Source organism: Endozoicomonas sp. GU-1 (genome assembly GCF_027366395.1).
Taxonomy (GTDB): domain Bacteria; phylum Pseudomonadota; class Gammaproteobacteria; order Pseudomonadales; family Endozoicomonadaceae; genus Endozoicomonas.
The window spans coordinates 1411876-1437870 of sequence record NZ_CP114771.1; the positions used below are offsets into that span (position 1 = coordinate 1411876).

The window sequence follows — 25995 nt, forward strand, 5'->3', positions numbered from 1 at the left end:
AATCCACTGTCCAAAAAGCACAATAAAAGCTTTGCTTTCCGGCAATGTTAGTGTTTGCCGGGGAGCCTCTGCCTTGTCGAAGTGTCTACGTAGTATATCTTGGTGCGTTTTTATAGTAGATATGGAGGGGCTTAAGTGCTCAATCCATTTATTTGAGCAATCTTGTCCTCAAAGATCGCGAGAAGGAGGCAAAAATGATATTACAGCACTCGGAGCCAGAAACAATTTAAGACGTACTTTGATGCAACGCCTTGTGGAAACCGCTCAGGTTTTGTGAAAGAACACAGACGGTGAAATCTTGAATCGCTCGGACAGAGCCTGAATATGATCTCTGGTCAGGTTTCTTGAGCCGTTTAAGATCATCGATACCAGGCTTTTACTGCCTAATTCGGTTTTAAGATCATCTGCCTTTAAGTGGTACTGATCCATCAAAGTCCGAAGAATAGCGACACCATCATCAAGTGCTTCGATGTGTCGGTTAAACTCAGAAAACTCTGCGGATTCTTTTTCCCATTTTTCAATAGCGATAGAAAGCACCTCAATCAATGGCAGGTATCGGTCATAATCTTCAACCAGTTCATCCATTAATTCCAGAGCTTGCTCATACTCAGACTCATTGTGGATGCGACTGATGAAACGAGCCTCTGCAAAAAAGTTCACTGCCTTTTCTTTTAAATTGGCGTATCTCATGAACCGGCCTCCTTTAGGTACTTTTTGCATAACTTGTCGTACTCTGAATGAGGGACAATATGTTTCACGTACATTCGGTTATCTCTAAATTCGATAAAGCTGCCTTTCACCACCCCGATTGATATTTTCCTGAAACCTGATGTCAAAGGACTGATCAGATCTTCAGGAGCACCGATATGCCGCCAGTTCAATACCAGTCTAAGAACCTTAATCACCTTGGCCTGGTTGCCGCCATGTGCCGGGAGCTAAAGATAGCCGAATATTTCGATGCACGCATAACCAATGACTCTGATGCACGCAATGTCACCATTGGACAGGCTGTGGTCGCAATGATCATCAATGGGCTGGGCTTTACAGGGCAGACCCTCTATCTGGTCCCTGAGTTTTTTGAGGACAAGCCGATTGATCGCCTCATTGGGGAAGGCATCCAGGCAGAACACTTAAACGACAAAATACTTGGCCGGGCTCTCGACAGTCTTTATGAAGTTGGCGTCAGTGACTTATACCTGAATCTTGCCATTAAGGTCGTCAACCATCTAAAGCTGCCCTGCAAGGCATTAAACCTGGACGGCACCAGCCTTCATACAGACGGTGTCTATAACAGTAATGAAAACCCTGATGACTTGAACTGCATCCATATCTGCCGCGGCTATAGCCGTGATCACCGGCCTGACCTGAATCAGGTTGTCTTGCAGTTAATCACCGAAAATGAGGCGGGTATCCCTGTGTTTATGGCACCTGCGAGTGGTAATGTAAACGACAAAACTTGCTTTCAGGAAATTATCAAAAATCATTTGTCGTGTTTTAAGGCAGCTTTGAATAACCGTTATCTGGTCGCAGATGCAGCCATGTACGTTGCTGAAACCCTCCAGTTGCTTGATAAGCAAAAACAGCTGTTTATCTCCCGGGTGCCGCTGAATATCAAGGATGCCAAGGAGCTGGTCGGCAAAGCGCCTGCGATGGCACTGGAGCCTGTTGAAGGCTATGAGGATTATTCTTTTACTGAAGTACCTGCCTGTTATGGTGATGTTCGACAACGATGGTTCTTGTTTCTCAATAAAAAGCGAAGGCTCAGTGAACAGAAAACGCTAACCAGAAAGATGCAGAAACAGTCACTGAAAGAAGCCCGCGATCTGGAAAAGTTGGGTAAAAAGGCTTTTCTGTGCCGGGACGATGCATTGGAGGCTTTTGCCTTGTGGCAGAAACAATCGAAACTCTGTCAAAGTGAAACGGAACCTGAGGTTATCTGTAAACCCTGCTATCCGGGCAAAGGGCGTCCATCGTCAGATAGTAAGCCTGATCACTTCGAATATTTTGTACAGAGCACATGCTTTGTTTCCTGCGAGAAAAGAGAGAATTCGCTGGCCTCACTGGGTTGCTTTATCTTGGGCACCAATGATTTGGACCAAAAGGGTTTGAATACCCACAAGGGCATAAATGCCGCTGAGCTGTTGTCTACCTACAAGTCACAACAGAAGGTTGAAGGTGGCTTTCGATTCCTGAAGAGCCCGGACTTTCTGGTTTCCTCACTCTACCTGAAGAAAGCGGAACGAATTGAGGCCCTGTTAATGGTGATGACACTGTGTCTGATGGTCTATGCTGCTATCCAACACAGAATAAGGTATGAATTGAAGAAGCAGAGCCGTGTATTCTTAAACCAGAAAAAAAAGCCCTGCCAGAATCCAACGGCGAGATGGGTGTTTTTCTGTTTTCAAGGGGTTAGTGTATTAACGGTCAATAATCAGGAACAACGTGTGGTCGGTTTGAAGGAAAGACAATGGACGATCATTCAAGTTTTAGGCATTTTATATGAGTCGGTATATTCCTGATTGGGGTGGTGAAAGGCGGATAAAGGCAATGAGTCGCAGGTTATTACCACCAATATCAATAATCCACCACTTTTCAAGTCACAACACAGGGTTGGCCAGGCGAATAATACCGCCTCTGACATCGTTGCCTTAGTGTCAGATTATAAGTAATCAAGGTCATTGTAACCGCACGCTTTATAGATGATCCGTTTGATAACCCCATGGAAGGCTTCGATTTTGCCACGGAAAACAGAACAAATCTTTTCCTCCGTGGCAAAAGAGGAAGCTATTCAGTAGCTCTGGCTTTTCTTGCCACAGTGGATGATTCCTTCGGGTAACTCGACCGCTGGCGGTGGATGACCTGCATTCCCATTGGGGCATATTATAAATAAATTTTCTTAATAAAGTTTTTTTAAATAATAAACAATATTTAAATTTGGTAATTACTGGACTAACTTAAAGTTCAGTTATTCTGTTCTCTGTTATTAGACGTACACCGTTTTTTTTAAAACTTATCTGACGTTTATTTCTGGTTTGATTCAACACCCTTCAAGGCATCTACAACCATCTTCAGGCGCTTAGCGTCGTTTAAGGTATATTTAATGAGTCGTTCAGTAGTTATATTGAGAAAGAAAGCTCTGGTTCTGGGTATCAGTTCTGTGCTGGGCGGGTGGGCTGCGAGTGATGGCTTATGTGCTGAAGAGGACAGTTCCACACCAGCTAATCAGGACAAGCAAGAAGCTCCTGTTGTATCGCTTGACAATAGTGCAGGTAATGATAATGATGCACCGCCCGATTGGTCAAAGCTTGAAAGCTGGCCGGAGCAAGCAAAAGCAACCATTACAGCAGGAAATGGGCCTGCGGAAGCCATTCCCGGCATTGAAATAAAAACACCAGAAAAAAACATTTTATTAGAAAACGGCAAACTGACAATTCCGACAGATGTTACCATCAAAGTAACCGGGACAGTCGATGGCGCAAGCATCGTCGGTCAGTCTGGTGCTAATACCCTGACTTTGACTGATAAGCAAGCAAGCGTTGAAGTTGCGGCTGGCGCTACCGGTGTGAAGGTTGTTGGTCAATCATTAACCATTAGTGGAGCGGGATCTATCACGGCAGCTAAAGATACAAGCGATGCAACAAAAGATGTGAGCAATACAACTGGAGTATCTGTTACCGGGGGAACACTAACAATAAATGGCAGTGCAATCGCAGGTTCCAAAGCTGCCATTGAAGTACCCGCTGCAGCAACTGGAAATATTATCCTCAATTTTCAAGGTAATTCTGCTATCACCGGCTTAGGTACCTCCCCGGCACCAGCACTGGATGCATCAGCTGCAAATGTACCCGTCACTGTAGACATTCAGGGTGGTACATTTACTGGTGAAATAAAAGGTGGTAATAGCGAAAGTGACACAATAAACATTACTGCCACATCGGAAGTCATGATCAAGGATATCAGTGGCTTTGAAATCATTGATATTGAAGGTACCCGCTGGTCAGCCGATGGTGTCGGTGAAGATGTAAGCGTAGTCAACACCACTGGCACCATTAACAATCTCTATATCAACGGTAATAAGCTCATATCGAGCAATCCTGGTGATTTGTGGGTTAATTCCAAGGAAGATGAAAATCTGACCATCGCCACCAATAAAAGCGGTAAAATCAGTAACCTGCATATATACGGCGATAAAACAAAGCTCACATTAAGCGACGACGAAAAAGATTATAAGCCCGGCTTTGCCTCAGTTGACTCGATTTCTGTTTACAACATCGCTGCCCCTGGCTGGCAAGTTGACGGCTTTGCCAGCGGAGTAAACACACTCACCACTGTCGGTACCGTTAACAACCTTTATGTTTATGGCCAGAACTATGCACCAAGTAATATTGAAAATAGTCAGGAGAAAGGAACGCTGAAGGTAAGGACTAGCGAACTGGAGGTTGTCACCCCTGGCGAAACCGGGAAAATCAACCACCTGCATATACTTGATGCTACTCAGATTAATTTAAGCGACGGTGAAAACCAGCCTGGCCCAGCCACGGTTGACACAATCACTGTTGGCGGCACTACTGGCTGGAGAGTCAAGGGTTTGGCATCCAAAGTGAACAATTTGACGACCTCGTCGGCAATCAACAATCTTTACGTCAACAGCCAATCACCAACTCCGCCAAAGGTTCCCATCGTTCAGCCAGACACCTTGTATGTAGTACCAGATTCTAATTCCCTGGCAGTGACAACTATTACGGCAGAAGGTGCAACGGGTGCTATTAAAAACCTGAATATATCAGATACGCAAACGCTGACAGCAGCAGCCCCCATTACCGTAGAAAATATTGTGGTTAATAGCGCCTCAAGTTTTGCTCTTAATAATTGGGCAACCGGTGTGGAATCAATGACGACATCGTCGGCAATCACCAGTCTTAATGTCAACAACATAGCATCGTTTAAGCCAGCGTCAGGCAACGCTATGGCCAACGCCTTAAATGTAGTCTCCCCGACTCTGGCAGTTACAACTATCAAGGATAACGACAATGGTGCAGCAGGTTCTATCACTAACCTGAATATCACGGGTACGCCAAAACTGACAGCAGCAGCCCCTATTACCGTAGGAAAGATTGAGGTCAATAGTAACTCAAGTTTGGCTCTTAATAATTGGGTAACCGGGGTGACCGCATTGACGACCTCTTCGCCAATCAAAAATGTCTACGTCAACAGCGCAGCAGAATTATCAGATCTACCGAAAGCCGAAGGTAGTGCCTTGAATGTAAACTCACAGACTCTGGTAGTTACAACTAGTCCGGACAAGGGTGTAATCGAAAACCTGAATATATCGGGTAATCCGCAGCTATCGGGATCAGGGATTACAGTAAACAATATTACGGTCAATAGCTCATGCTCAGAAAATGAATGCTGGCAACTGGCTGCACCATTAAACGGTGTTAACAGTGTCAATGCCAAAAACCCAACACCAGCCAGTACAGAGCCTGTGATAAAAGCCATTACCGTGACAGGTTCTGGTGCAGTGGCACCAAGCCCTGATGGCTCGCTAAACATCAACTCGCCATCTGGGAGCAAAAACCCTATTAAAATCACCGCCACAGAGCCCGGTTTGATAGCAACGGTGAATGTAGGTAGTAATGCATTTGTTGACTCTATCACCAACGCGAAAACTATTAACATCACCGGCAGTGGTTGGGAGTTTGAGGAATTAGTTACAAATCCAGAAACCATTGATGTTGCTACAGGTTTAACGGTTGACGCTATTAACAGTGTACCCAGTGGAACTACAGTAGCTACCCCCAAAGAAACTTTGAATGTGGCATTCGATCAACTGGCTGATGTGAACGGTTATCTTAACATTGGCGGCGATGGCACTATCAGTGATATTGATTTCTCCACCGTAGTCAACCGACCAAGTCTGATGTACACACCCTCAACTAGCATCACTCAAGACAATATTGGCAACATAGAAGGTAACCTGGCCAAAGCAGATACCCTTGTGTTGACTGGCAACGTGACTACAACCGGGCTTCCAAAGGGCTTCACAGGTATTGAATATCCGTCGCCTCCTGCCAAAATCGACCGCAATTTAAAACGACTGGGATTGGGTGGGATTGTCAATGACACTATCATCACAACAGAACCTGTTGCTGATCTTGTTGTCTCACCAAGCGAAAATGGTGAAAATGGAAATAACAGTAAACCAACAATATCAATCCCCTTCACCACATCCGGAATGCCCAGCGCTTTCTATCTGAAAACCGCTGGAACAGGATCTTACTCAATTGACTTCAGCCCTGCTAATCGCCCCACAACCACTTTTGAAATTGCCGATGGTAAGGTCACTGAACTTAAGAACGTCGCTGCTTTGAATGACCAGCTGATTATCACGGGTGGTGATTTACCAAACGTTGATATAGACAGCATGAGCACCCTGAGTATCAATGGTTCTGGCTGGAATGCACCAGGCACTTTCAGCAATCTGAACAGCCTTGATATCACATCAAAAGGTGTGGTGGCAGCTCTGAATGTTGCCGGTCAACCATTATCTAAACCTTCGGGCGCAACTCTGAACGTCCTGACCACCAGCGCCCAGCAACTGCCCGTTACCATTGCCAGCGGCGGCAAACTCGATGAGCTTCATGCCAGTGATGGGGCCAACCTTGGAGCGATTGACGTTGGCGGCACACTCGGAACCATCATTGCCAGAAAAGGCACCAGCCTGGGCGCGATTGATGTTGGCGGAGTACTCTCAGAGCTGAATGCCGAGCCAGGATCCAGCTTCGGTGCCATTAAGGTTGCCAGCGGCGGCGAACTCCCAACACTCATTGCCAAAGGGGCCACTCTGGGAGACATTACCATTGCCGACGGCGGCACACTCTCAAGACTTACTGCCACAGAGTCCACACTGGGAGCCATTAAAGTTGTCGAAGGCGGCACTCTGGAAGAACTCAAAGCCGATAAAGGCACCACCCTGGGCGACGTTGTTGGGGCACAAAAAGTGACTATTGCCGACGGTGCCAGCCTGGGAGCAATTACCAATGCCTCAACGGTGAATATTAATGGTGTGGCCACCACCCTGGGGCCGATCACCAACGCTGGAACGGTCACTGCCAGCAGTCTGGCTTTTGAGCAGGTGCAGGTGGGCAGTGGCTTACCGGCTGGCGCAAAAACCGGCTCAACCAGCGGTCAAAACCTGGTTCTGAATACGCCCAAAAAAGCCGTAAACCTGACCACCAATGGTATCGGCACGCTGACATTGGGCAGTGGGGCGAAACTTGGGGCAACCAGCGGTGGCGTGAATAATCTGGTCATTACCGGTAGTGACTGGTCCGCTGGTACGATTCCCATGACGCCGGATGACAAAGATACGGCCACCGTTAATATTGGGGCAGATGTTGTAGTTAAAGGGATTACAGTCTCCAAAGCACAGACCAGCGCAAATGCCACAACAGGTCCTCAACCTTTGGACCTGACCATCACACCCCCAACAGGTGCTGCAACCCAAACTCTGGCTGTTACCACCAGTGGTAGCATCATGGGCGACCTTAATTTCAGTGGCCTTCCAAAAGGAACAACCGTCAATTTAGAAGAGGCTGGCGGCTCCTTGAAGGGTGATATTAAAGGGGTCAACAACGTTGTCTTCAGTGGTGACAGTAAATTTAACGGAACCATTGAAGCTGACTCTGTTAAGGTAACCGGCAAGTTAAATGCCATGCAGTCAGCCAGTGATGAGGCATCATTGACTGTCAGCAGGTCGGCTCCTGCCAGCAGAGCGGCTTTTGGTGAAACCCCTCATCCTGCTCTGGATATTGCCTCTGGGGGTACGCTGATTATTAATAGTCCTATTTCTTTTAAAGCAGGTTATCAGCAAAATGGTGAAATTGATTTAGAGCCAGTCCTTGATGCCAGCGCCAGACAGAGTGTTGTTTTGCCATCTGTCGATGTTAGCTCCATTACCATCGGGCCTGATGCCAAGGTTGTTTTTGACAGTTCAAAAGTCAGTAGGGAACAGGTTGTTTTTGACCCTTCAAAAGACAGTGCGGGTCAGTATGTATTAATGAAAGCTAAGAGTGACATCAACCAACCCGTTAAAGTCGCGGCTACCAACGAGCAATACGATCACTATTATGCCATGCTGACTTCCAGCGATAAGAAATCCAGCAATAAGCGACTGATGGTACTTGCCACCCAGCCTATGCAAGCCTTCGTTTGCGATATGGCGTCTGCCGGTGGTGCCCCTGCTTCTGCGGTCCGGGCGGTGGACGTTGCCGTTAAACCAAAAAAAGAATCAGATGCTGCCGCCGCCCAGTCCCGCGCCACAGTTAAAGATCCGCTCAATGCGTTTGTGGTCCAACGGTCAAACAACCCAACCAGTGCCGCCAAACTGGCCAAACAACTCACACCCAACAATACCGGCAGCAACATTACCGCCAGCCGCGATGCACAACAGATGTCCAGTAAAGCCATTGATACCCGCAATACCAATCGGCGCACCGGCATGAACACTGGCGATATGATGGAGTCCGGTGGTGTCTGGATTCAATACGCCTACAACAACGCCAAACAGGATGAGAAAGACGGCGTGTCTGGCTACAAGGACAAAACCAATGGCTTTACCCTGGGGGCAGACTGGGAGCTGGACCCGATGTTTGATGCCGGGGTGGCCTACACCTACGCCAAGTCGGATATCAGCGGTGAAGGTGTCGGTTCCGGCAGCACCATGGACAGCAAAAACCATATCTTCACCCTGTACGGCTCTTATGACCAGGATGATATGTTTATGGACGGCATGATCAGCTATGCCTCCGGGGATAACAAAGGCCACCGTAACGTCAGCGGCAACCGGGTACAATCCAGCTACGACAGCAAGAGCTGGGGTATCGGCCTGAGTGGCGGCATGACCCTACCCACCAGTGAAGAGTGGAGCTGGCAACCCCTGGTGGCCTTTAATTACTACCGCATCACCACCGACGACTACCGCGAGTCTGCCCCGTTGAGCCATCTCGCCTTTGATCAGGTGAAAAACGACAATTACACCATTATGGAACTGGGTGCCGGTGTGCGACTGATGGGCGATATACAGATGGATGAACTGGCCTTCCGCCCGGCCTTCAAACTGATGGTATTGCACGACTTTAAAGACGACCCGGTCACCATGACCGCTCACTATGCCGCCGGTGGCGACAGCTTTGTGGTGCACGGTGCCAAACGTGACACCACCCGCTACCAGTTTGCTGCCTCTGTGGATATGGATCTGCACGATAATATGACGCTGTCTTTTAACTACAGCCATGACTGGATGGATAACTTCAAGTCCGATGGGTTTATCGCCCGCCTGCGGTATGACTTTTAGCAGGAGGAGTAATATTTCAGGCTAACGGTTATGTGTGCTTAGTGCTTATAGAGTGTGTACAGAGTTGCCTCCCTTTTCGGGAGGCTTTTTTTTGAGAGAAAACCGAGAAAACCGGAGTCAAGCCCTGATTCTTGACACCTGCCGGTCATTTATTCTGTCGGCTATAGTTTCAGGCGGGTGAGAAGGTGATGTTCAGTTTGTGCCCGGTCGCTTCAGCGTATTTTTTCAACATGCCCAGGCTGGGCAAGGTTTTACTGTTGGCACTTTCGAGACGGCAGATGCTGGTTTTCTGGGTGCCTATTATCTGGGCAATTTCTTCCTGGGTCATCCCTGCCTCCTGCCGCATGCGGATCAGTTCGCGACGAAGCGCGAAGAACTCTGCCTTTTCGGCCATGGCGGTTTGGACATCATCACGTTCAAGCATGTTATCCCGAAACGCTTTATAACTTGAGTTTGCCATGCTGTACCTCCCTCATTCGCTGGTAGCCAAGCTCTAACTCTCTTTTTGGAGTCTTAGTCGTTTGTTTCATAAACACAAGTTAGCAATATTGTTAACTTTTATCAATGCGGTGATGTCGGGATGGTTCCGGGAGGCCGCCCGAAAATGCCCTATGCAGCTCAGGCAAGCCCAAAAAACTGTCATCTTGCGGTTATGAGATGTACGTCCTATATTTATTAGCGTACACACCTTCAGGATTTTGTGTTATGTCTACGCAGCAGGAACCAGAACAGACTAGCCAGAGCGTAACCCTGACTCAGCTTCGCAAGAATATCTATCAGCTTGTCGATGAAGTGATCGCCAGTGGTAAGCCATTAACCATTGAACGGGGGGGAACTCTGTTAAAACTGGATGTTGTCACCAGAGCTTCATCAAAACTTGGAAATCTTAAGGTCCGCAACACCTTGCTGCCTGCTGGTCCTGATACGGCAGATAGTCTTGAGGAAGCAATCACCCACCAGTGGGAGCCAGATAATGGTTTTGATTGATACGCATATTGCGGTCTTTCTGCACAGTGGTGATTTGGGCAAGGTTTCCCCGCAGGCTCAGGAGCAGCTTGAACATCATGATATTGTTTTGCCGGAACTGGCCAGGCTGGAGCTTCAGTATTTGCATGAGATTGGCCGGATTGCCTATACCCCTGCCGAGATAGTGGCGGACTTGTATGGTGATGTGGGCATGGTTTGTTCAAAAACGCCCACCGCAGGACTGGTGCAATCGGCTCTCGGAATTCACTGGACTCGGGACGTTTTTGACCGGCTGATTGCCGCTGATGCCATTTTTTGCGATTGCCCGTTGATTACCCGTGATCAGCGTATCATTGACCATTTGCCGCAGGCGTTCAGTGCCCGCTGTTGAGTAGATTTTGATGGGTATTTTGCATGGTCGGCAAGTTTCGAGGGTGCGTTCCCATACCATGCTCTGCCGGTAACAGCACTGGTACAGACTGGCTGTACCATGTGATGTTATGAGGAAAACCGTAAGCCAATTTATCGGGAACAGGCGGATTTTAAGAGAACACTTTAATTTACAGGTTCACATACAAGTACTGCCACAAAAACATGATTCTATAATTGCTCCCTGTTACTCAATGGGTTATGCCAGGCTTCCCTGACCAATAGCCATTACAATGTTGAATGTCAGAAGTAATGACCTTACTCCCCAACGGCATTGCCTGCGCCAGTTCATCAGCCACTTTTAAAATATCCTCTGAATGCCCGGAAAGACGCATGGCCTTCACTCCGGCACTGGCCATCACCTGCCACTGATCCAGAATATTATGACAACTACCAGACAGTGTCTGAATACCGTTGATGGTAAACAGCGCATCACCTTCCTGGGTCGCCAGGGGAATACCTGCTGATGACTTAATACAGCTGAACTCGCAGCTGTCTTTGCTCAGCTCATGGGTTCGGGCGGTAAAACAGCGGGCCGAGTAGGCCAGTGGTAGATAGCCATAGCTGAATACCTCGGTTTCCAGATCATCAATGCCCAGCTCTGGCAAACGCCCCATAATCAACTTAAGGTGCTCATAAGAGAGTTCAACCGGCAAAACCCAGCGTTTTAAACCGGTACCATGCAGAACCTGCAATGCTTCAGCACTGTACAGGTTCACCGAAGGACCGGTAATAAAAGGGATGCCCGCTTTTGATAGATAGTGGACAGCAGCCATATCATTGGCTTCTACAGTAAAGTCTTCGTTCTCACAGACCTTGCTCACCTGAGCCAGCTCAGACTCAGCTTCAATCAGCGTCAGTGTCGATAGAACGACTTCTTTGCCTTTAGACTGCAATAACCTGGCAATGGCTAACCAGTCATCCAGCTTCAGCTCGCGTCTTTTCGAGCAGACGACTTCTCCCAGGTAGACTCGTTCAAAGGCGGACTCGGCGACTTTCTCGTAAAACGCCATAACGTCTTGTTTAGGCCAGAAGAACAGTAGTGGGCCAAGGGTAATTTGCATAGTTTATTCCCTGTCTGCGCCGGGCATTACCCGAAAACGCGATCTGCCAGCCACAAAGAAAGTAAGGCATGTAAACCTTTATGGCTCATGTCTTTGTGGTTTAAATCAAAAGAGAGTGTCAAACAGCCAACATCACTGCCAGGGTCGGTTATAGGCACCCAGTGTAGTCTGGCTACCTTCAGACAAACGGGAAAGGCCAGCCATCCAGCGTTCATTAGTGGTAAAACGATCTGGATTCGCCCGGTAATGGTCCAGCGCTTCCCGCCAGATTCTCACCACTTCGGCAACATAGGCCGGGCTTCGCTGGCGGCCCTCAATTTTCACCGCACTGATACCAGACTGATAAAGCTGAGGGATCAGATCCAATGTATTGAGGCTGGTAGGCTCCTCAATGGCATGACTGACCTGATCATTCACCGTAAAGCGCCCCTTGCAGAGGGTTGGATAACCGGCCTGCTCGTGGTGATCAAAACGGTCGATCAACAAACCTCCCAGTCGGGTTTCCATCCCATTGGCCGTCGTCTGCCAGCGCACAGCGGATGCCGGAGAACAGGCACCGGCGGTATTGGGCGATTCCCCTGTCACATAAGAAGAGAGAATGCAGCGCCCTTCAGCCATAATACAAAGACTGCCAAAGGCAAATACTTCCAGTTCCACCGGGCTTTTCTGAGCCAGTCGCTCAACCTGTTTTAACGACAGCACCCTGGGCAGTACTGCGCGTTTGATACCAAAATGATCATGATAAAAAGACAGGCTGGCCTGGTTAGTGGCAGAGGCCTGAACGGAAAGATGAAGATTAAGATCGGGGTATCGCTTGCTGGCATAGTCCAGCACGCTGATATCGGCAGCAATCAGGGCATCGACACCGAAGTCGGCGCACATATCCACTGCTTTTTTCCAGCGCTGCCAGTTGGTCGCCTGGGCATAGGTGTTTACCGCAACAAAAAGCCGCACCTTTTTTCCACGGGGATTTTTATGAACGTAATCCAGTGCCTTTATGGCCCTCTGATCAGAAAAGTTAAGACCGGCAAAATGGCGGGCATTGGTTTCATCACGAAAGCCGATGTATACGGCATCAGCACCATTATCGACAGCGGCTTTCAGGGAAGGAAGGTTACCGGCAGGACACACCAGTTCCATAGAGAATTATCCAGTAGTTTTTGTGCAGCATAGCACGCTGAACAAAAAACCGACTTGATACTTATCAAGAAATAGCCGGAAAAATAAGTATCAACACCTAGACAACCATCTACTCATCAGTGTTTTCATGCGCTAATAGCAAGAGGCAACAACGGAAAAGCATGGATAGATTTATATCGCGTTCCCATTGCAGTGCTCTCACTTTCCAGTAATACCACCTCACCCACCGTCATCCGGAAACTGGGAAGGTTAAAATACTGACTATGAGTGACATACCTTGGTCGTTTAAACCGCCCCAGGGTTACGTGGGGGCGAAAATTCCGGGTTTCAGCACTGAAACCCGACTGCACAGCTGCCCGCTCACAGATATCGGCAAGCCGTTTTAACTCCTGCCCTGAATGCATCTCCAGGGCCAGCACCCGGGGGTTTCGCCCATTTGGAAAGAAACGAAAACAACCGGTCATACTGTCAAAGGTATGGTAGTCCGCCAGATCATTTTCAAGGTTGTTAATTAACTGCTGTAACTGTTGGGGGGAGCTATTGCCCAGAAATTTAAGGGTAATGTGCTGCTGCTGGGGAGCTACCCAACGCAAGTCGTGAACATGTCCTTCACCGGCTCGATGGATGGCTTTCTTATGCAGCGTTGCAGCAAGTTCAAGAGGAATTTTTACGGCAAGAAAAGCCCTGACCGGGGAATTGTGGGACAGCGCCTCTTCAAAAGAGGTCGGGGCGCTGGAAGCGTTGTAGCTAACGGGGTTATTTTTCATATTATTCTAACTTCAACGTCTGACTGCTAAATTCAAACCAATTGCACCCTGCAATTTGGTTTGGCTAAGTTTGTTGAACCTAGTCTAGTACATTGTTGGCAGAAATCTGCCTGTATCGTCGTATTATTCCAAAAGTGCCTGAAAAAAGCGGCGATTAATCTTGATCCCTGATTCCGCTACCTGCTCAGGAAATAAACGAATATGTACCGGCACTTTGAATTTAGCTATCTTGCCTGCCAGCCTCTCTTTTGTAAATGGTTCATTCAGGGTACCGTCCACCGTCTGAACATAAGCCACAGGGCGCTGACCATATTCAGGATCCGTCATGGCAACGACCACCGCCTGGACAATCTCCGGGAAGGTCAGCAAAGCCTGCTCAATCTCTTCAGGATGAATATTCTCCCCCCCTGAGATCAACATATTATCCATACGACCACAGACCTGTAACTGGTCACCGTGCCAACGTCCTTGGTCACCGGTATTAAACCAGCCACGGGTACCCGCAAATGGCGTCACCTCGCCCTGTTGAAAATACCCTTTGGCCAGTGTGTCGCCACGCACCTGAATCTCGCCTTCCTCTGTTAAACGAACCTCACGCCATGGCAATACCGCTCCGGAAGTAACACCACTACCGGTAAACAGAGGCTCTCCGGTACACACCTGGGAGGCCATCTCGGTCAGACCATAGGTGGTCAGAACAGTGATCCCCTGTGCTTTTACCGCCTCCACCAGCCTCGGGGAAGCAACGCCGCCACCCAGCAGAATATAACGTACGCCCAAATCATAGAGTGATAACCCAGACTGCAGCAGCCTGAACAATTGGGTATTCACCAGGGAAAGATGGGTCAACCGCTGTCTGATCAGCATGTCATCCAACGACAACCGACGCTCAAACAGCACCATTGTGATACCAGCCAGCAGGCAACGCATAACAATGGCCAATCCGCCCACATGAAACAGCGGCAAGGATAACAGCCAGGTATCACCATAGGTTAATGGCAAGGTATGCATGGAGCCCAGGGCACTAAAATAATGATTTTTATAACTGTGCGCTACCGCCTTTGGGATGCCCGTCGTTCCAGAGGTGGCGATCAGGTCGTAAACGGCTTCAGCATCGATCTTAATGGGCTGAAGTCTGCTCTCCGGCCGTGGCCGTGCATGAGCAATCCGTTGATGAAAATCGATACCCGCGCTGTCTGCCAACAGCGCAGCTCCAATACGATCACGATATCCCGACATTTGCGCTTCCGGAAACGCCGGGTTTACCGGGCAGAAAACCCATTGGGAACGAAGGCAGGCCAGGGCAACCACCACAGTGTCCAATGGTTTATGGGTGACAAACAGAAGACGGCGGCCCGCTCTCATGCCCTTATCCCGATATATACGACAACACTCATCCACCCATGCATCCAGCTGGCGAAACGTAACTCTGCCCTCCTCCAGCTGAATCGCTGTACAGGAGGACTGATGAATGGCTCGATAATGCAAGGGACAGTGTTGCAATTCGGGGAAGATCGTTTTCATCAACGGCGTTCTGCTATGCTTCTGTTCAGCTCTGTATTACTGAAAAAAAAGCGGGGTTAATGGCAACCGGCTGACCGGCAATAATCCTTGCTGAGGTCAGGCTGTCGGTAAAAGCCGATAAGGTGTCCAGACCCGGTCGTTCTTCCGGTGTCCACTGAGCGCTGAGCTGCTCCAGTATGTGCAATCCAATAGACGACTCATAAGAAGAGCTGAAAACAGTCCTGACACCAACGCTTCTGCCGGTTGTCACCAGCTGTCGGCAATGGGCCAAACCACCCACCAGCGTCGGTTTGATCACAACGGCCGCCAGACCCTGCATGGGGTGTAGAAGGTATTCCGGGTGCTGGACCGTTTCATCCAGGGCAAAGCGAAGCCCGGTCTGCTGGTAGATTTGTGAGAATTCGGCCACATGAGCAGTCGGCTCTTCAACATAAGCAATTCGCTCGACATCAATAGAGGCAGCGACCCTGAGGGCTTGATCCAATGTCCATTGCTGATTGGCATCCAGCTTGATGCTGACGGACGTTGGCAAAGCCTGCAGAACCTGGTTAATTCTCACACAGTCGTCTTCTATTGAGTCTCTGCCTATCTTCAACTTGAACTCTGTCGGCCAGTTTCCCTGCCACAGTGCAAGTCGGCGAAGGATATCTTCGGTGCTACCCAGCAAAAGTGGTCCGGTTGCTGGCGGGTCAAACCAATGGTCCTGTTGCAACCACCACAGAGCCGATTCAATACCAAACAGCACTGACGGTACTGGCTGCAAATGCAGAACATCAGTGAGAAAAGCACTGTTGAGAGATAACGGCCTGCCACCATTAACGGCCCAACAGAAAGCCTGAAGTTGTTCTTCCGCGTCTGCAAGACTCTCACGGCTAAACCCGGGCAGTGGCGCTATGTCGCCATAACCCCACCGGTCACCGATACGCAAACGCAAAATCAGCCCTTCGCGCTTATTCAGGCAGGCGTGCTTCAGCCATAACGGCTGCTTTAAAGGCAGCCGATACCTCAGGATATCGGCCTTACAGTCTTTCATGGATCTATTAAGAAAGTGGCTTCAAGAATTACGGCCAAAGCGACTGAAATCCGGCTGACGTTTTTCCAGGAAAGCATCCCGTCCTTCCTGTGCCTCTGCGCTCATATAGAACAGCAGGGTCGCATTACCCGCCAGTTCCTGAAGACCGGTTTGACCATCGCAGTCGGCATTCATGGCGGATTTCAGACAGCGAAGCGCCAGAGGAGAGTGCTGCAAAATCTCACGACACCATTCTACGGTTGTCCGCTCCAGCTCTGCCAGAGGTACAACGGTATTGACCAGCCCCATATCTTCCGCCTGTCTGGCATCGTACTGACGACAGAGGAACCAGATTTCCCGGGCTTTTTTCTGACCAACGATACGTGCCAGATAGCTGGCACCAAAACCACCATCAAATGACCCCACTTTCGGGCCGGTCTGACCAAAGCGGGCATTATCCGCCGCAATCGTCAGATCACAAACCAGGTGCAGGACATGACCACCACCGATGGCATAACCGGCCACCATGGCAATCACCGGCTTTGGACAGGTTCTGATCTGACGTTGCAGATCGAGAACATTCAGATGATGAGTTCCTTTATCATCCTTGTAGCCCGAATCGCCACGAACGCTCTGGTCACCACCGGAACAGAAAGCCAGATCACCGGCACCGGTCAGAATCACCACACCCACCGACTCATCAAAACGTGCCGACTCCAGGGCTTTCTGGATTTCTACAATGGTTTGTGGGCGAAAGGCGTTACGCTTTTCCGGGCGGTTAATGGTAATTTTGGCCATCCCCTCTGCCCGGTGATAGAGAATGTCCTCATAATCACCGCTGAGGTTTTCCCAGATCACACCTGAATCCAGCTGCTTGCTCATATCCAACTCCTTATAGCTCTTCAGAAGAGCTCTCTGAGCAACCGGGCCATAACCTCTGGTTGCTCCCGATGAACATTGTGTCCACACCCGGTCACCGGGTGGACACTGTGTATCACATGCTCTGTCAGCAAATGCTGTCCAAGCTGCCCGAACTTGTGATCATTTTCACCATAAAAATAATGAACGGACAGTGGTGAACCGGCGCTGAGCTGACAATCAGCCTTGAGCCGGGAAAGTGCCCGGCGATAGTCTGGCTGCTTCGATAGACTGAATGCCATCAAGGCATTAGCCAGAATCAAACCACTGCCTTTTGATCGCTCAGCAATCAAAGAGCCAATCTGGCTATCATCCAGGTCAGAAAAAACCGGCTGTTTATACCAGTCCAAAAGCACATCAGCCACTGATTCTTCAGTAAAGCGTCTGGCCCATTGCAGATCTGACCAATAACGCTCGCTTCTTTCCTGCTCACTGACCAGCCCGGGATGCGCTCCTTCCAGTAACAGCTGCGCCACTCGCTGGGGGAAAGCAGTGGTATACGCCATGGCCAGACGCCCTCCCAGTGAATAGCCCAGCAGGTTGAACCGTTTCAGGCTGATGCCTTCCACCTGTTCAATGGTTTGAACCGTCTGCTCCAGGCGATAGCAGAAGTAGTCCGCGCCCTGCGTATCTTCCTCCAGCCATTGACTTGAGCCGTGGCCCGGCAGGTCAACAGCAATAAGGCAATAGTCGTCTTTCAGCGCTGCCAGCAAGGAGTCCCAGTCGTTTGCTCTGCCCAGAAACCCATGCAGTAACACCAGGACTGGCGCATGAACATCACCAGCGCAGTAGTAAGACAGGCTCACAGTGTTTTCGCCAAAGCGACGGCCTGTTCAATACTTTTTGCCCCAAGGCCGGATTCGGTAAAGACTTCAATAATGGAGCAGCCAGCCTGACTGCAGGCTCTATGAAACTTCGCGGTAAAGTCATCAATGGAGTGCGGTGCCGAGTAATCAATTCTGAACATCTCAGCCGCATGCTCTGCGGTAAGACCGTGGGGTGTAACAAAATAATCATTAGTCACATGGGCAACCTCATTGCTACACCCTTTGGTGGTCACATAGAAAATACCACCACCGTCGTTATTGATCAGCACAATAACCAGAGGCGTTTTGCTCCGTGCAGCCAATTGCAGGGAGTTAAGGTCATGGAGGAAAGAGATGTCCCCAATCAATAACACCATTGGCCCCTGATGTCCGGCAGCACATCCTGCCGCAGTAGCAATCAGCCCATCAATGCCACTGACGCCACGGCTGGCATAAACCCCGGGCAAATGGTGTGCTGAGAAGATATCCACCATGCGAATGGGCAGGCTGTTCCCCAGAAATAAGTGGCTTCCGGGTGGTAACAGTTCCCCCAGAGAAGCACCGAGCCATTGCTCATTAAGCTCCTCTGGTCGTTGACTTTTCAGCAATTCACCAAGCTTTTCTGCCTGGGCTGTAAATGGTGTGCTCCATTCCCTGTCAGCCTTTATTGCTTCGCTGTTGAGCAACAGTTGACGACAAACTGAATCAATATCACCCACCAGGCGCACACTCTGCCGCTGTCCTGTATCGACTCTTCTGGGAGCGGGGTCAAGCATCCAGAATTCCTGCCAATGGTGCCGGGCAATAAACTGATCCAATCGTTTCGACGTCAGATAACCGCCAATCTGTAGCACACGGTCGACCTTATTGAATAGGCTTTCGCTGGCAGAACTGGCCAGTAACAGGTCAGCGTGCCTGATGGTTTTCCGGTGACCGTGCAGCTGTGATTGAACATCGGCAATTAATGGCCAGCCCAGGCGTTCGGATAACTGCACAATGATATTAACGTCAGTCTCAGGCATCACCCGTCCCACCACAATCAGGCCTTTACCATCGGCAAAATGCTGCCAGCGACCACTATCAGGCAGCCGGGTTAACTCTGGTACAAAGTACTCAGTATAAGGCATTAATGAGGTCATCCATGGCTGGATACTGGCAAGATAGACGTCATTTTCAATAGAAACCGTTGCTTCCACCTGATGGGGGTAGAGCGGCTCACGAAACATGCAGTTGATATGCAGAGGCAGCCCCAGCGCTGATGATCGGGCATACGCCTGATCAATACTGCCCAGCAGCCAACGGAGGGAGATGGACCTGTCCGGCGTTGGCAAGTCCAGCGTCGCGCCGGTGTAGTTACCAAAGATATTCAGCTGATCAATGGCCTGATTGGCACCGCAGTCAATCAACTCGGGAGGACGATCAGCCGTCAGAACCACCAGCGGTATACCCGACTGGTGAGCTTCGATAATCGCCGGGTAGAGATTAGCAACCGCAGTGCCTGAAGTAGTGATCAAAGCCACCGGTTCTCCCGTGGCCCTGGCCAGACCCAGGGCGAAGAAACCAAGCCCCCGTTCATCGAAATGAATATGGCGGGTCATACCATGATGATCTGCTACGGCAAAGGTCAATGGTGCTGAGCGGGATCCCGGGGCAATACAGCAATGCCGGATACCCAGTCGCCACAGTTCTTCGATCAGCACTGCAGACCAGATGCCGTTGATATTTGTGTCGTTGGTTTTAACTGTCATGAACTAACTCACCGCATGAGCAGCCAGTGATGGTGGGAATTTCCAGACCTTTCATCAGAAAAGGCCTGAACTGCCGAAGATGATTCCAGCCCGGTAGTCATGGGCTGTTGATGTGGTTATGAACTTTTCCTCAATTTGAGACTCTAATTCCACAGGGTTATTTGTCAAACCATTACTTTAACAGCTGCTTATATTCTCTACAGGCAGGTTCTGTCAAACATTTTTTGAGGTGTATTATTGTGGACACAACTTTTTCTGCTACCGGTAGACCATTAACTTATCAAGGATCAATGGGCAATTCACTAAAGAAAACTGATGACATCAATAAACTGGCCGAAAATTTTATTAAAAAATCTACAGAAATCAATGAACAACGGCAAACTAATACCGTTAATATCAGTGATATCAGAAAATCATTATTTGCCAGAACCATTAGTCGGTTGAACGAGTTATCGTCAACACGCTTCACGTTAACTCCCGGACTTTATCACCTGGCAAATCCTACTGATCCAAAGTGCTGGGACTGGAATGAATGGCAAAACAATTTAGTTGATAGCCAACAATATGATGCTATTGAAGATATCGTTGAAGATATACCTTTTGATCATAGAACTGAACTTTTGACAGATTTTTTACAAGCCATTGATCCACAATATTTCAATGATCATCTCATTGCAATGGTATTTAAAGATGACACCCCTTCTCAATTAAGAGCAATACTTGAAACCCGTCTTGTGAAAGCAAAGTCCTTTATTGAGGCTGCGATCAAAAGAGGACTTGTGCAGGAAACTCTTATCAATAGAATATACAACGAAGGTATCCCTGAGACTGGGAAATCAGCTTCACGCAGTGCATCCGCCACCAGGCCAACGAGTCGCCATGATCCCTTTAATGCACTCCAGAATCAGGCTGCCTCACAGCTTGCAACAGAGTTCTCCAGATTATCTGTAGCCCACGAAAACCGGGCTGACAACAACAACAAACTTATGAGTCAGTTTATCTCTGTGTTAAACACTGACTATCAGTGTGAGGTAGGGTTGTACGAAACCAACCCTGAACTTTGCGAATCTTCTGAAACTTCCAGCAACAACCCAACAACATTTATTAAAGAAGAGTGGGAATCCTGGCGATCCGCTCTGTACAAGAGAGATGATAGCGTTGAACAAGCTTATTATGCTGCCAGGGAAGATAACAATAGTGAATTTATTATTTCACAAATCGAAGATCTATTAGCAAACAGCTGTCCTCAAAAAAAAGTTAAGAATGCCTTCCGATCAAATGCTGATATCCTCAGCTTATCGTTGAACTTCCCTGAAGTCGTTCTGGATGATGACAATCTGCTGGGACTTAGTTTTGAAGTTTGTCGTACCAAAGGAATACCACTAAACAAAATTATTACAGGATTAATTGCATCAGGTTGTTTAACACAAGAATTAATTGATCGGATCATGAAATTGGGGGTTGATAATCTCTAATATCGTATCCGACTAACCAGAACAAATGAAAGTATTACACTGCTTTCATCGCTTCTGAACTTTTCAGGGTTGTCAGCAGGTACGTGAAGAGAGCACTGCATAATCATGGTTACTGTCTACACGTTGCTCTGCCTGACCCGACAATACAGCGATATCACCGGTCTGTTGATGATCAAGAATATCCAGTACCGTGGCAATTTTATTGCCCAGCTCGGACCACTCTTCATCGGCCACCGAGTCCTTCACAATACCCGCACCGGAGTAGAGCATCAGGGCATTATCAGCCAGACGGGCGCTGCGAATAGCCACACTGAAATCACTCTTTTGCACACCAACAATCCCACACACACCGGTATACAAGCCACGAGCGTAGGGTTCGTTGGCGGCAATAAAGGAGAATGCGTCCTCTCTTGGAGCGCCCCCCACTGCGGGGGTCGGATGAAGTACGTCCAGTAACTGTTGATCACTCACGTCGTGGTTCAGTACGCCACGAATCTGATAACGCAAATGCTGAATATGGCGCAGTTTAACAATCGAGTGGCTGCGATCCGCTTCCAGGGACTGGCAGAGGGGTTGCAGCCTATGGCAGATATCATCCAGAACCAGACGGTTTTCATGGATATTTTTACCATCGCTCATCAGCAGGCTTTCCAGCTGAGCATCTTCAAGCAGGTTCTGACCGCGGACAATAGTACCTGCCAGGGCCTCGGTAGAAATAATATTTTCCAGTCGCTTCACCAGTCGCTCCGGAGAGCAGCCAAAAAACGTTTGCTCCTGCCCCTGAAACAGAAACTGATAGGAATGCGGGTTCGCCTGCTGCCATGCGTAAAGTAATGAGAATGGAGAGAGATGCCCCTCAAGTTTCAGACACGTTTCCCGGGATAGCACCACCTTATCCAGCGCGCCCGATGCAAACGCCTGCCGGGCCTTGTCCACCAGTTGGTTCCAGACATTGGCATCAGGCTGATAACCTGCGAGCTGAAAGGTAAAGTCAGCCTCGGGTAACTGCTGGCAATAGTTGAGTGCTGCGATAATCTCCAGAGCCTTGCGAATACTGCCATGGTATTCCGAAGTATCGTCAGACCTGAGGTTCACACCCAACACCGTTCCCTTGCGAGTCTGAACCAGTTCCAGCAGTGGCAGGATGACCCTGCCATAACCAAAAGCAGGCCAGATTGACGCTTCATCATCGGCAAAAGAGAGGTAGCAGAGGCAGTGACTGCTCCTATGCGTCGGCAAATGACTCAGGATTTTCTGAGCACTGGCAAATGCACAAGCCAGGTCCTGTCGGCAGGATAATGTTTCTGACCAGCTGTAACCGAGCGCCGCGATAGCATGATCGCCTTCCCGGTCTCTCCAGAACGCTTTTTCACAGCCATCCTGTGCCGCCAGAAAGCCCTGCAGGTGAATGGCCGGGAAAGGGAGCTCAATTCTGACCAGCTGCTTTTCAGGCACAGGTTGAGATAACAGCTTTTCCAACTGTTGCACCATCAATGCCAACTGAGTCTGAATTACACTGGTCAAGACATCCTGCCAATAAGATCGTTAAAAAAAGACATCGTAAGATAACGAAATTGTACGTAGATTGGCCACCGGTATCTGGATCGTATTTACCGAGAAAAGCCATAGCATCCCTAAGGGTATAACCGACTGTTGGTAATAGTAGATGAATTTTTCAACGTAACTTTCTATCATTGCATTTTTTTCAACGCTGAAATTCATGACTTTCAGCAGAACTGAACCCTTGATCAGTTTCATCAGCACGGGTAACTATTCACCATGGCCACCAATGGAGAGTCAGCCAGACAATGGCTGGAACAGAACAGGGAGCAGATCTCGGAGGAACGAATTCTCCAGATTCGCAGTAACCTGGTAAAAAAAATAAATCAGTTGGCGGATGCTGAGGACCTGACTGCATCGGATGAACATCAGGGGTTGCTGGAGGCCCTTGATGTGATGGATGCCTGGCTTCAGGAACGCGCAACACCTCCGGAAACAGCAGCGGAAGCTTCAACGCTGGATTACAGCCCGCTTATTCAGGAGCCGTCGGAAACAGTCCCTCAGCTGACTCAGGAAGAGAAGCTGCGCCGCTTCCAGAACCTGCTGAAGGACACAAAAAAATAACGGCAAATGGTGAGGTTGCGCTCAGGCAACCTCGCCAACCGGCTGCCGGGGCATCACACTTTCAACCGCTCACACTCCTCAACGACCCGGTCGTAGGTCCAGTCCCCGCCGCCGGGATGCTTCACCTCGTGTTCAATCAGCTTCTGGCACATCTGCATAGGGTTCAGTCCCTTTTTTGCCAGTCGCTCCAGAGTCTGCTTCAGCTCATTGTCTGCTTCACTGAATTCCTGAGCGCTTCGGGATCCTTTCTTTCTGACTGCAACTTTTATTTGCTTCATCGTCAACTCACCTAAAACAACGTGGGCCTCTGGCAGGCCTGGAATAACACCCCGGCAAGAATAGCAGCGAGGTGATCTCTTCTCAGGCAGCCTCCCGGATAATCTATACTCTATTCTTAGATTCTGCGCGCAGTAAAGCAGGAGTTTACCATGAAACGTCTTTACTACCTGACCGGCTCTCTGGACAGCGTCACCAAAATTACTGAAGACCTGCACCGGGATGGCATCACCAACTGGCATCTCCATGTTTTAAGCCGAAACGAAGCTGGCCTGTATCACAGGCAGGTTCACAGTGCCAATATGCTGCAGGAAAACGATGTCATTCACTCCGGAGAACTGGGAGCCCTCATTGGCGGTGTTGTCGGCCTGCTGGCGGTCACAGTGATTGAGTGGTGGAACCCAATCGGGATAGATATCCCGCTACCCGCCCTTCTGGTGGTCGCTGGCGTCTTTACCATGTTTGGTGCCTGGAGTGGTGGATTGGCAGGTATCACCCGCGAGAATTACAAAACGGCCCGATTCCATGATGATCTGGTAAAAGGCAAACATCTGATTATGGTAGATGTATCCAGACAACAGGAGCAGCGGGTGCGCTACCATCTGAGCAAATATCATCCGGAAGCTTCTCTTGCCGGTGTGGATACCACCCTGACACTGCCTTTCAGCCCTAACTTCTGGCGTTATCCGCGCCATAATTAATCAACAACCGGCTTGTCTATTGTCAGGGGATGGTGATTTCACAAGCGCCTGCACCTCCTGAAAGGTTTCGGACTCCGCATCAGAAGGTGCTTTTCCCAACAGGCTAAACACCACTATTGCCACTGACGCCGCGATAAAACCGGGAATAATCTCGTAAACTTCAAAAATTCCCCCACTGAGCGAACGCCATACCACCACAGTTACGCCTCCCACAACAATACCGGCAAGGGCTCCCAACCCATTCATCCGCTTCCAGTAAAGGGAAAACAGCAGCGCAGGACCAAAGGCGGCACCGAACCCTGCCCAGGCATAAGACACCATCTCCAGCACCGAACTGTCCGGGTTGAGTGCCAGCACCGTGGCCAGCACCGCAATAGCGACAACGGCAATACGGCCAACCAACAGCATCTCAGCCTGAGTAGCATTGGGACGCAGCATATTGCGATAAAAATCCTCTGCTACCGCAGTAGAACAAACCAGCAACTGAGAATCTGCGGTACTCATAATGGCGGCCAGAATCGCGGCCAGAAGAATACCGGCTATGACCGGGTGAAAGAGGGTATTCACCATCAGCATAAAAATAGCTTCGGGGTCGTCTAATACCAATCCCTGCCGCTGGGTATATATGATTCCGGTTAAACCAACCAGCAAAGCACCCAGCATACAGATTCCAGTCCATGAAACCGCAATACGCCGTGCCAAGGTTAGCTGATGACTGGACTGCACCGCTTTAAAACGCGCCATAATGTGTGGCTGGCCAAAGTACCCCAGCCCCCAGCCCAATAATGACAAAACCGTAATCACAGAAAGCGCTTCCCCCGAACATCAGTGAACATGCTGGTCAGATGGGGGTTCAGTTGGTTAATGTCGGTCATCACCTGCCCGGCACCTCCGGTGACTTCCAGCACGGTCACCGGAACGATCAGCAGTGCTGCCGACATCAGCAGGCCTTGCACCAGGTCGGTCCAGCAGACCGCCAGGAAACCACCAAACAGGGTGTAAGAGACCACACTCAACATGCCAAGAATCACTGCCAGCTGGTAGTCGAAGCCAAAAACAGATTCAAAGAGTTTGCCACCGGCTACCAAACCTGAACTGGTGTAAAAAAGAAAAAAAATCAGGATAAAACCCGCACTGACCGGTTGCAGGATATACTTAAGATCGGAGAAACGGTTGGAAAAAAATTCGGGAAGCGTCAAAGAGTCATTCGCAACCGCACTGTATATTCTTAAACGACGGGCCACCAGAAGCCAGTTCAACCAGGTGCCTCCCAGTAGCCCCAGCCCCAGCCAGATCGCCTCAAAACCAGCCGCAAACGCATACCCTGGCAGGCCCAATAATAGCCACCCACTCATATCAGAAGCACCGGCGCTTAATGCCGCCGACCACGGCCCCAGTGAGCGTCCGCCAAGAAAATAGTCAGAGGAGTTTTGGGTTCTCTGCCAGGCAATATAACCAACCCCCAGCATGGCAATAAAATAGATCAGGAAGGTTATGGTTATTTGTATTTGGTTTTCCATGATGGCTAAACTCTTGGTATATATATCTTCAACGTTAGCCCACATTTATTTGTTCAATTCAATTGAAATACCTGCTGATTTAATTAGTTATTTATCAAACAAAGTCTGCCAAAAATATGACTCTTAGCCTTTCGATCATAAATTATTTTGATTTAAAGCTGCCCTTATAT

General features: G+C 49.2%; 19 protein-coding genes and 1 pseudogene. 7 read left to right on the forward strand and 13 right to left on the reverse strand.

The window, feature by feature from the left end; genetic code table 11:
* Positions 1–264 precede the first annotated feature (264 nt).
* A complete protein-coding gene (locus tag O3276_RS05795; protein ID WP_269674789.1) occupies positions 265–690 on the reverse strand; it encodes a helix-turn-helix domain-containing protein in 426 nt (141 codons plus the stop codon).
* A 176-nt stretch (positions 691–866) separates the two neighbouring features.
* Here O3276_RS05795 and O3276_RS05800 point away from each other — a divergent pair, with 176 nt between their 5' ends.
* Both O3276_RS05800 and O3276_RS05805 read left to right on the forward strand, forming a co-directional pair.
* A complete protein-coding gene (locus O3276_RS05800) occupies positions 867–2519 on the forward strand; it encodes an IS1634 family transposase (RefSeq protein WP_269674593.1) in 1653 nt (550 codons plus the stop codon).
* 581 nt (positions 2520–3100) lie between these two features.
* Positions 3101–9355: an autotransporter domain-containing protein gene (locus O3276_RS05805; protein WP_269674790.1), complete on the forward strand. Its 6255-nt coding sequence runs from the start codon at positions 3101–3103 to the stop codon at positions 9353–9355.
* A gap of 169 nt (positions 9356–9524) precedes the next feature.
* Here the strand turns inward: O3276_RS05805 and O3276_RS05810 are convergent, their stop codons facing one another.
* Entirely contained in the window at positions 9525–9815 is a 291-nt protein-coding gene (locus O3276_RS05810) for a type II toxin-antitoxin system RelB family anti-toxin (protein ID WP_269674791.1), read from the reverse strand.
* 245 nt (positions 9816–10060) lie between these two features.
* Here O3276_RS05810 and O3276_RS05815 point away from each other — a divergent pair, with 245 nt between their 5' ends.
* Entirely contained in the window at positions 10061–10342 is a 282-nt protein-coding gene (locus O3276_RS05815) for a type II toxin-antitoxin system Phd/YefM family antitoxin (RefSeq protein WP_269674792.1), read from the forward strand.
* Positions 10329–10712, forward strand: coding sequence for a type II toxin-antitoxin system VapC family toxin (locus O3276_RS05820; RefSeq protein ID WP_269674793.1), 384 nt, complete (start codon positions 10329–10331; stop codon positions 10710–10712). Before O3276_RS05815 ends, O3276_RS05820 begins: the two co-directional genes overlap by 14 nt.
* Before the next feature lie 229 nt (positions 10713–10941).
* Here O3276_RS05820 and O3276_RS05825 read toward each other — a convergent pair whose 3' ends face one another.
* The 8 genes from O3276_RS05825 to menD all read right to left on the reverse strand — a co-directional run bounded on the left by O3276_RS05825 (position 10942) and on the right by menD (position 19729).
* Entirely contained in the window at positions 10942–11814 is an 873-nt protein-coding gene (locus O3276_RS05825; RefSeq protein WP_269674794.1) for a U32 family peptidase, read from the reverse strand.
* 132 nt (positions 11815–11946) lie between these two features.
* Positions 11947–12954, reverse strand: a complete 1008-nt coding sequence (ubiU, locus tag O3276_RS05830; protein ID WP_269674795.1) for a ubiquinone anaerobic biosynthesis protein UbiU — start codon at positions 12952–12954, stop codon at positions 11947–11949.
* A gap of 125 nt (positions 12955–13079) precedes the next feature.
* A complete protein-coding gene (gene thpR, locus O3276_RS05835; RefSeq protein ID WP_269674796.1) occupies positions 13080–13721 on the reverse strand; it encodes an RNA 2',3'-cyclic phosphodiesterase in 642 nt (213 codons plus the stop codon).
* 123 nt (positions 13722–13844) lie between these two features.
* Positions 13845–15245, reverse strand: coding sequence for an o-succinylbenzoate--CoA ligase (gene menE, locus O3276_RS05840; RefSeq protein WP_269674797.1), 1401 nt, complete (start codon positions 15243–15245; stop codon positions 13845–13847).
* Between the two features lie 25 nt (positions 15246–15270).
* Positions 15271–16278 (reverse strand): o-succinylbenzoate synthase, encoded by a 1008-nt coding sequence (gene menC / locus O3276_RS05845; protein WP_269674798.1) that lies wholly within the window; start codon positions 16276–16278, stop codon positions 15271–15273.
* Between the two features lie 21 nt (positions 16279–16299).
* The gene (menB, locus tag O3276_RS05850; RefSeq protein WP_101747640.1) at positions 16300–17139 is read right to left on the reverse strand and encodes a 1,4-dihydroxy-2-naphthoyl-CoA synthase; all 840 of its coding nucleotides are present in this window, start codon (positions 17137–17139) and stop codon (positions 16300–16302) included.
* Positions 17140–17159: 20 nt separating this feature from the next.
* A complete protein-coding gene (menH, locus tag O3276_RS05855; protein ID WP_269674799.1) occupies positions 17160–17981 on the reverse strand; it encodes a 2-succinyl-6-hydroxy-2,4-cyclohexadiene-1-carboxylate synthase in 822 nt (273 codons plus the stop codon).
* Entirely contained in the window at positions 17978–19729 is a 1752-nt protein-coding gene (gene menD, locus O3276_RS05860; RefSeq protein WP_269674800.1) for a 2-succinyl-5-enolpyruvyl-6-hydroxy-3-cyclohexene-1-carboxylic-acid synthase, read from the reverse strand. The genes menH and menD overlap by 4 nt, the downstream gene beginning before the upstream one ends.
* A gap of 239 nt (positions 19730–19968) precedes the next feature.
* Between menD and O3276_RS05865 the strand changes: the two genes are divergently transcribed.
* On the forward strand, positions 19969–21204 hold the full coding sequence (locus O3276_RS05865; RefSeq protein WP_269674801.1) for a hypothetical protein: 1236 nt from the start codon (positions 19969–19971) through the stop codon (positions 21202–21204).
* 72 nt (positions 21205–21276) lie between these two features.
* On the opposite strand, the gene O3276_RS05870 is transcribed toward O3276_RS05865, so the two are convergent.
* Positions 21277–22728, reverse strand: coding sequence for an isochorismate synthase (locus O3276_RS05870; RefSeq protein ID WP_269674802.1), 1452 nt, complete (start codon positions 22726–22728; stop codon positions 21277–21279).
* Between the two features lie 255 nt (positions 22729–22983).
* Here O3276_RS05870 and O3276_RS05875 point away from each other — a divergent pair, with 255 nt between their 5' ends.
* Positions 22984–23328 carry a hypothetical protein gene (locus O3276_RS05875; protein WP_269674803.1) on the forward strand — a complete coding sequence of 115 codons (345 nt, stop codon included), beginning with the start codon at positions 22984–22986 and terminating at the stop codon, positions 23326–23328.
* A 53-nt stretch (positions 23329–23381) separates the two neighbouring features.
* On the opposite strand, the gene O3276_RS05880 is transcribed toward O3276_RS05875, so the two are convergent.
* Positions 23382–23606, reverse strand: coding sequence for a hypothetical protein (locus O3276_RS05880; RefSeq protein ID WP_101749297.1), 225 nt, complete (start codon positions 23604–23606; stop codon positions 23382–23384).
* 150 nt (positions 23607–23756) lie between these two features.
* On the opposite strand from O3276_RS05880, the gene O3276_RS05885 reads away from it, so the two are divergent.
* Complete coding sequence (locus O3276_RS05885; protein WP_269674804.1) at positions 23757–24305, forward strand: hypothetical protein; 549 nt, start codon at positions 23757–23759, stop codon at positions 24303–24305.
* On the opposite strand, the pseudogene putP reads toward O3276_RS05885, so the two are convergent.
* Positions 24306–25828, reverse strand: a pseudogene (putP, locus tag O3276_RS05890) (sodium/proline symporter PutP).
* Positions 25829–25995: the final 167 nt, after the last annotated feature.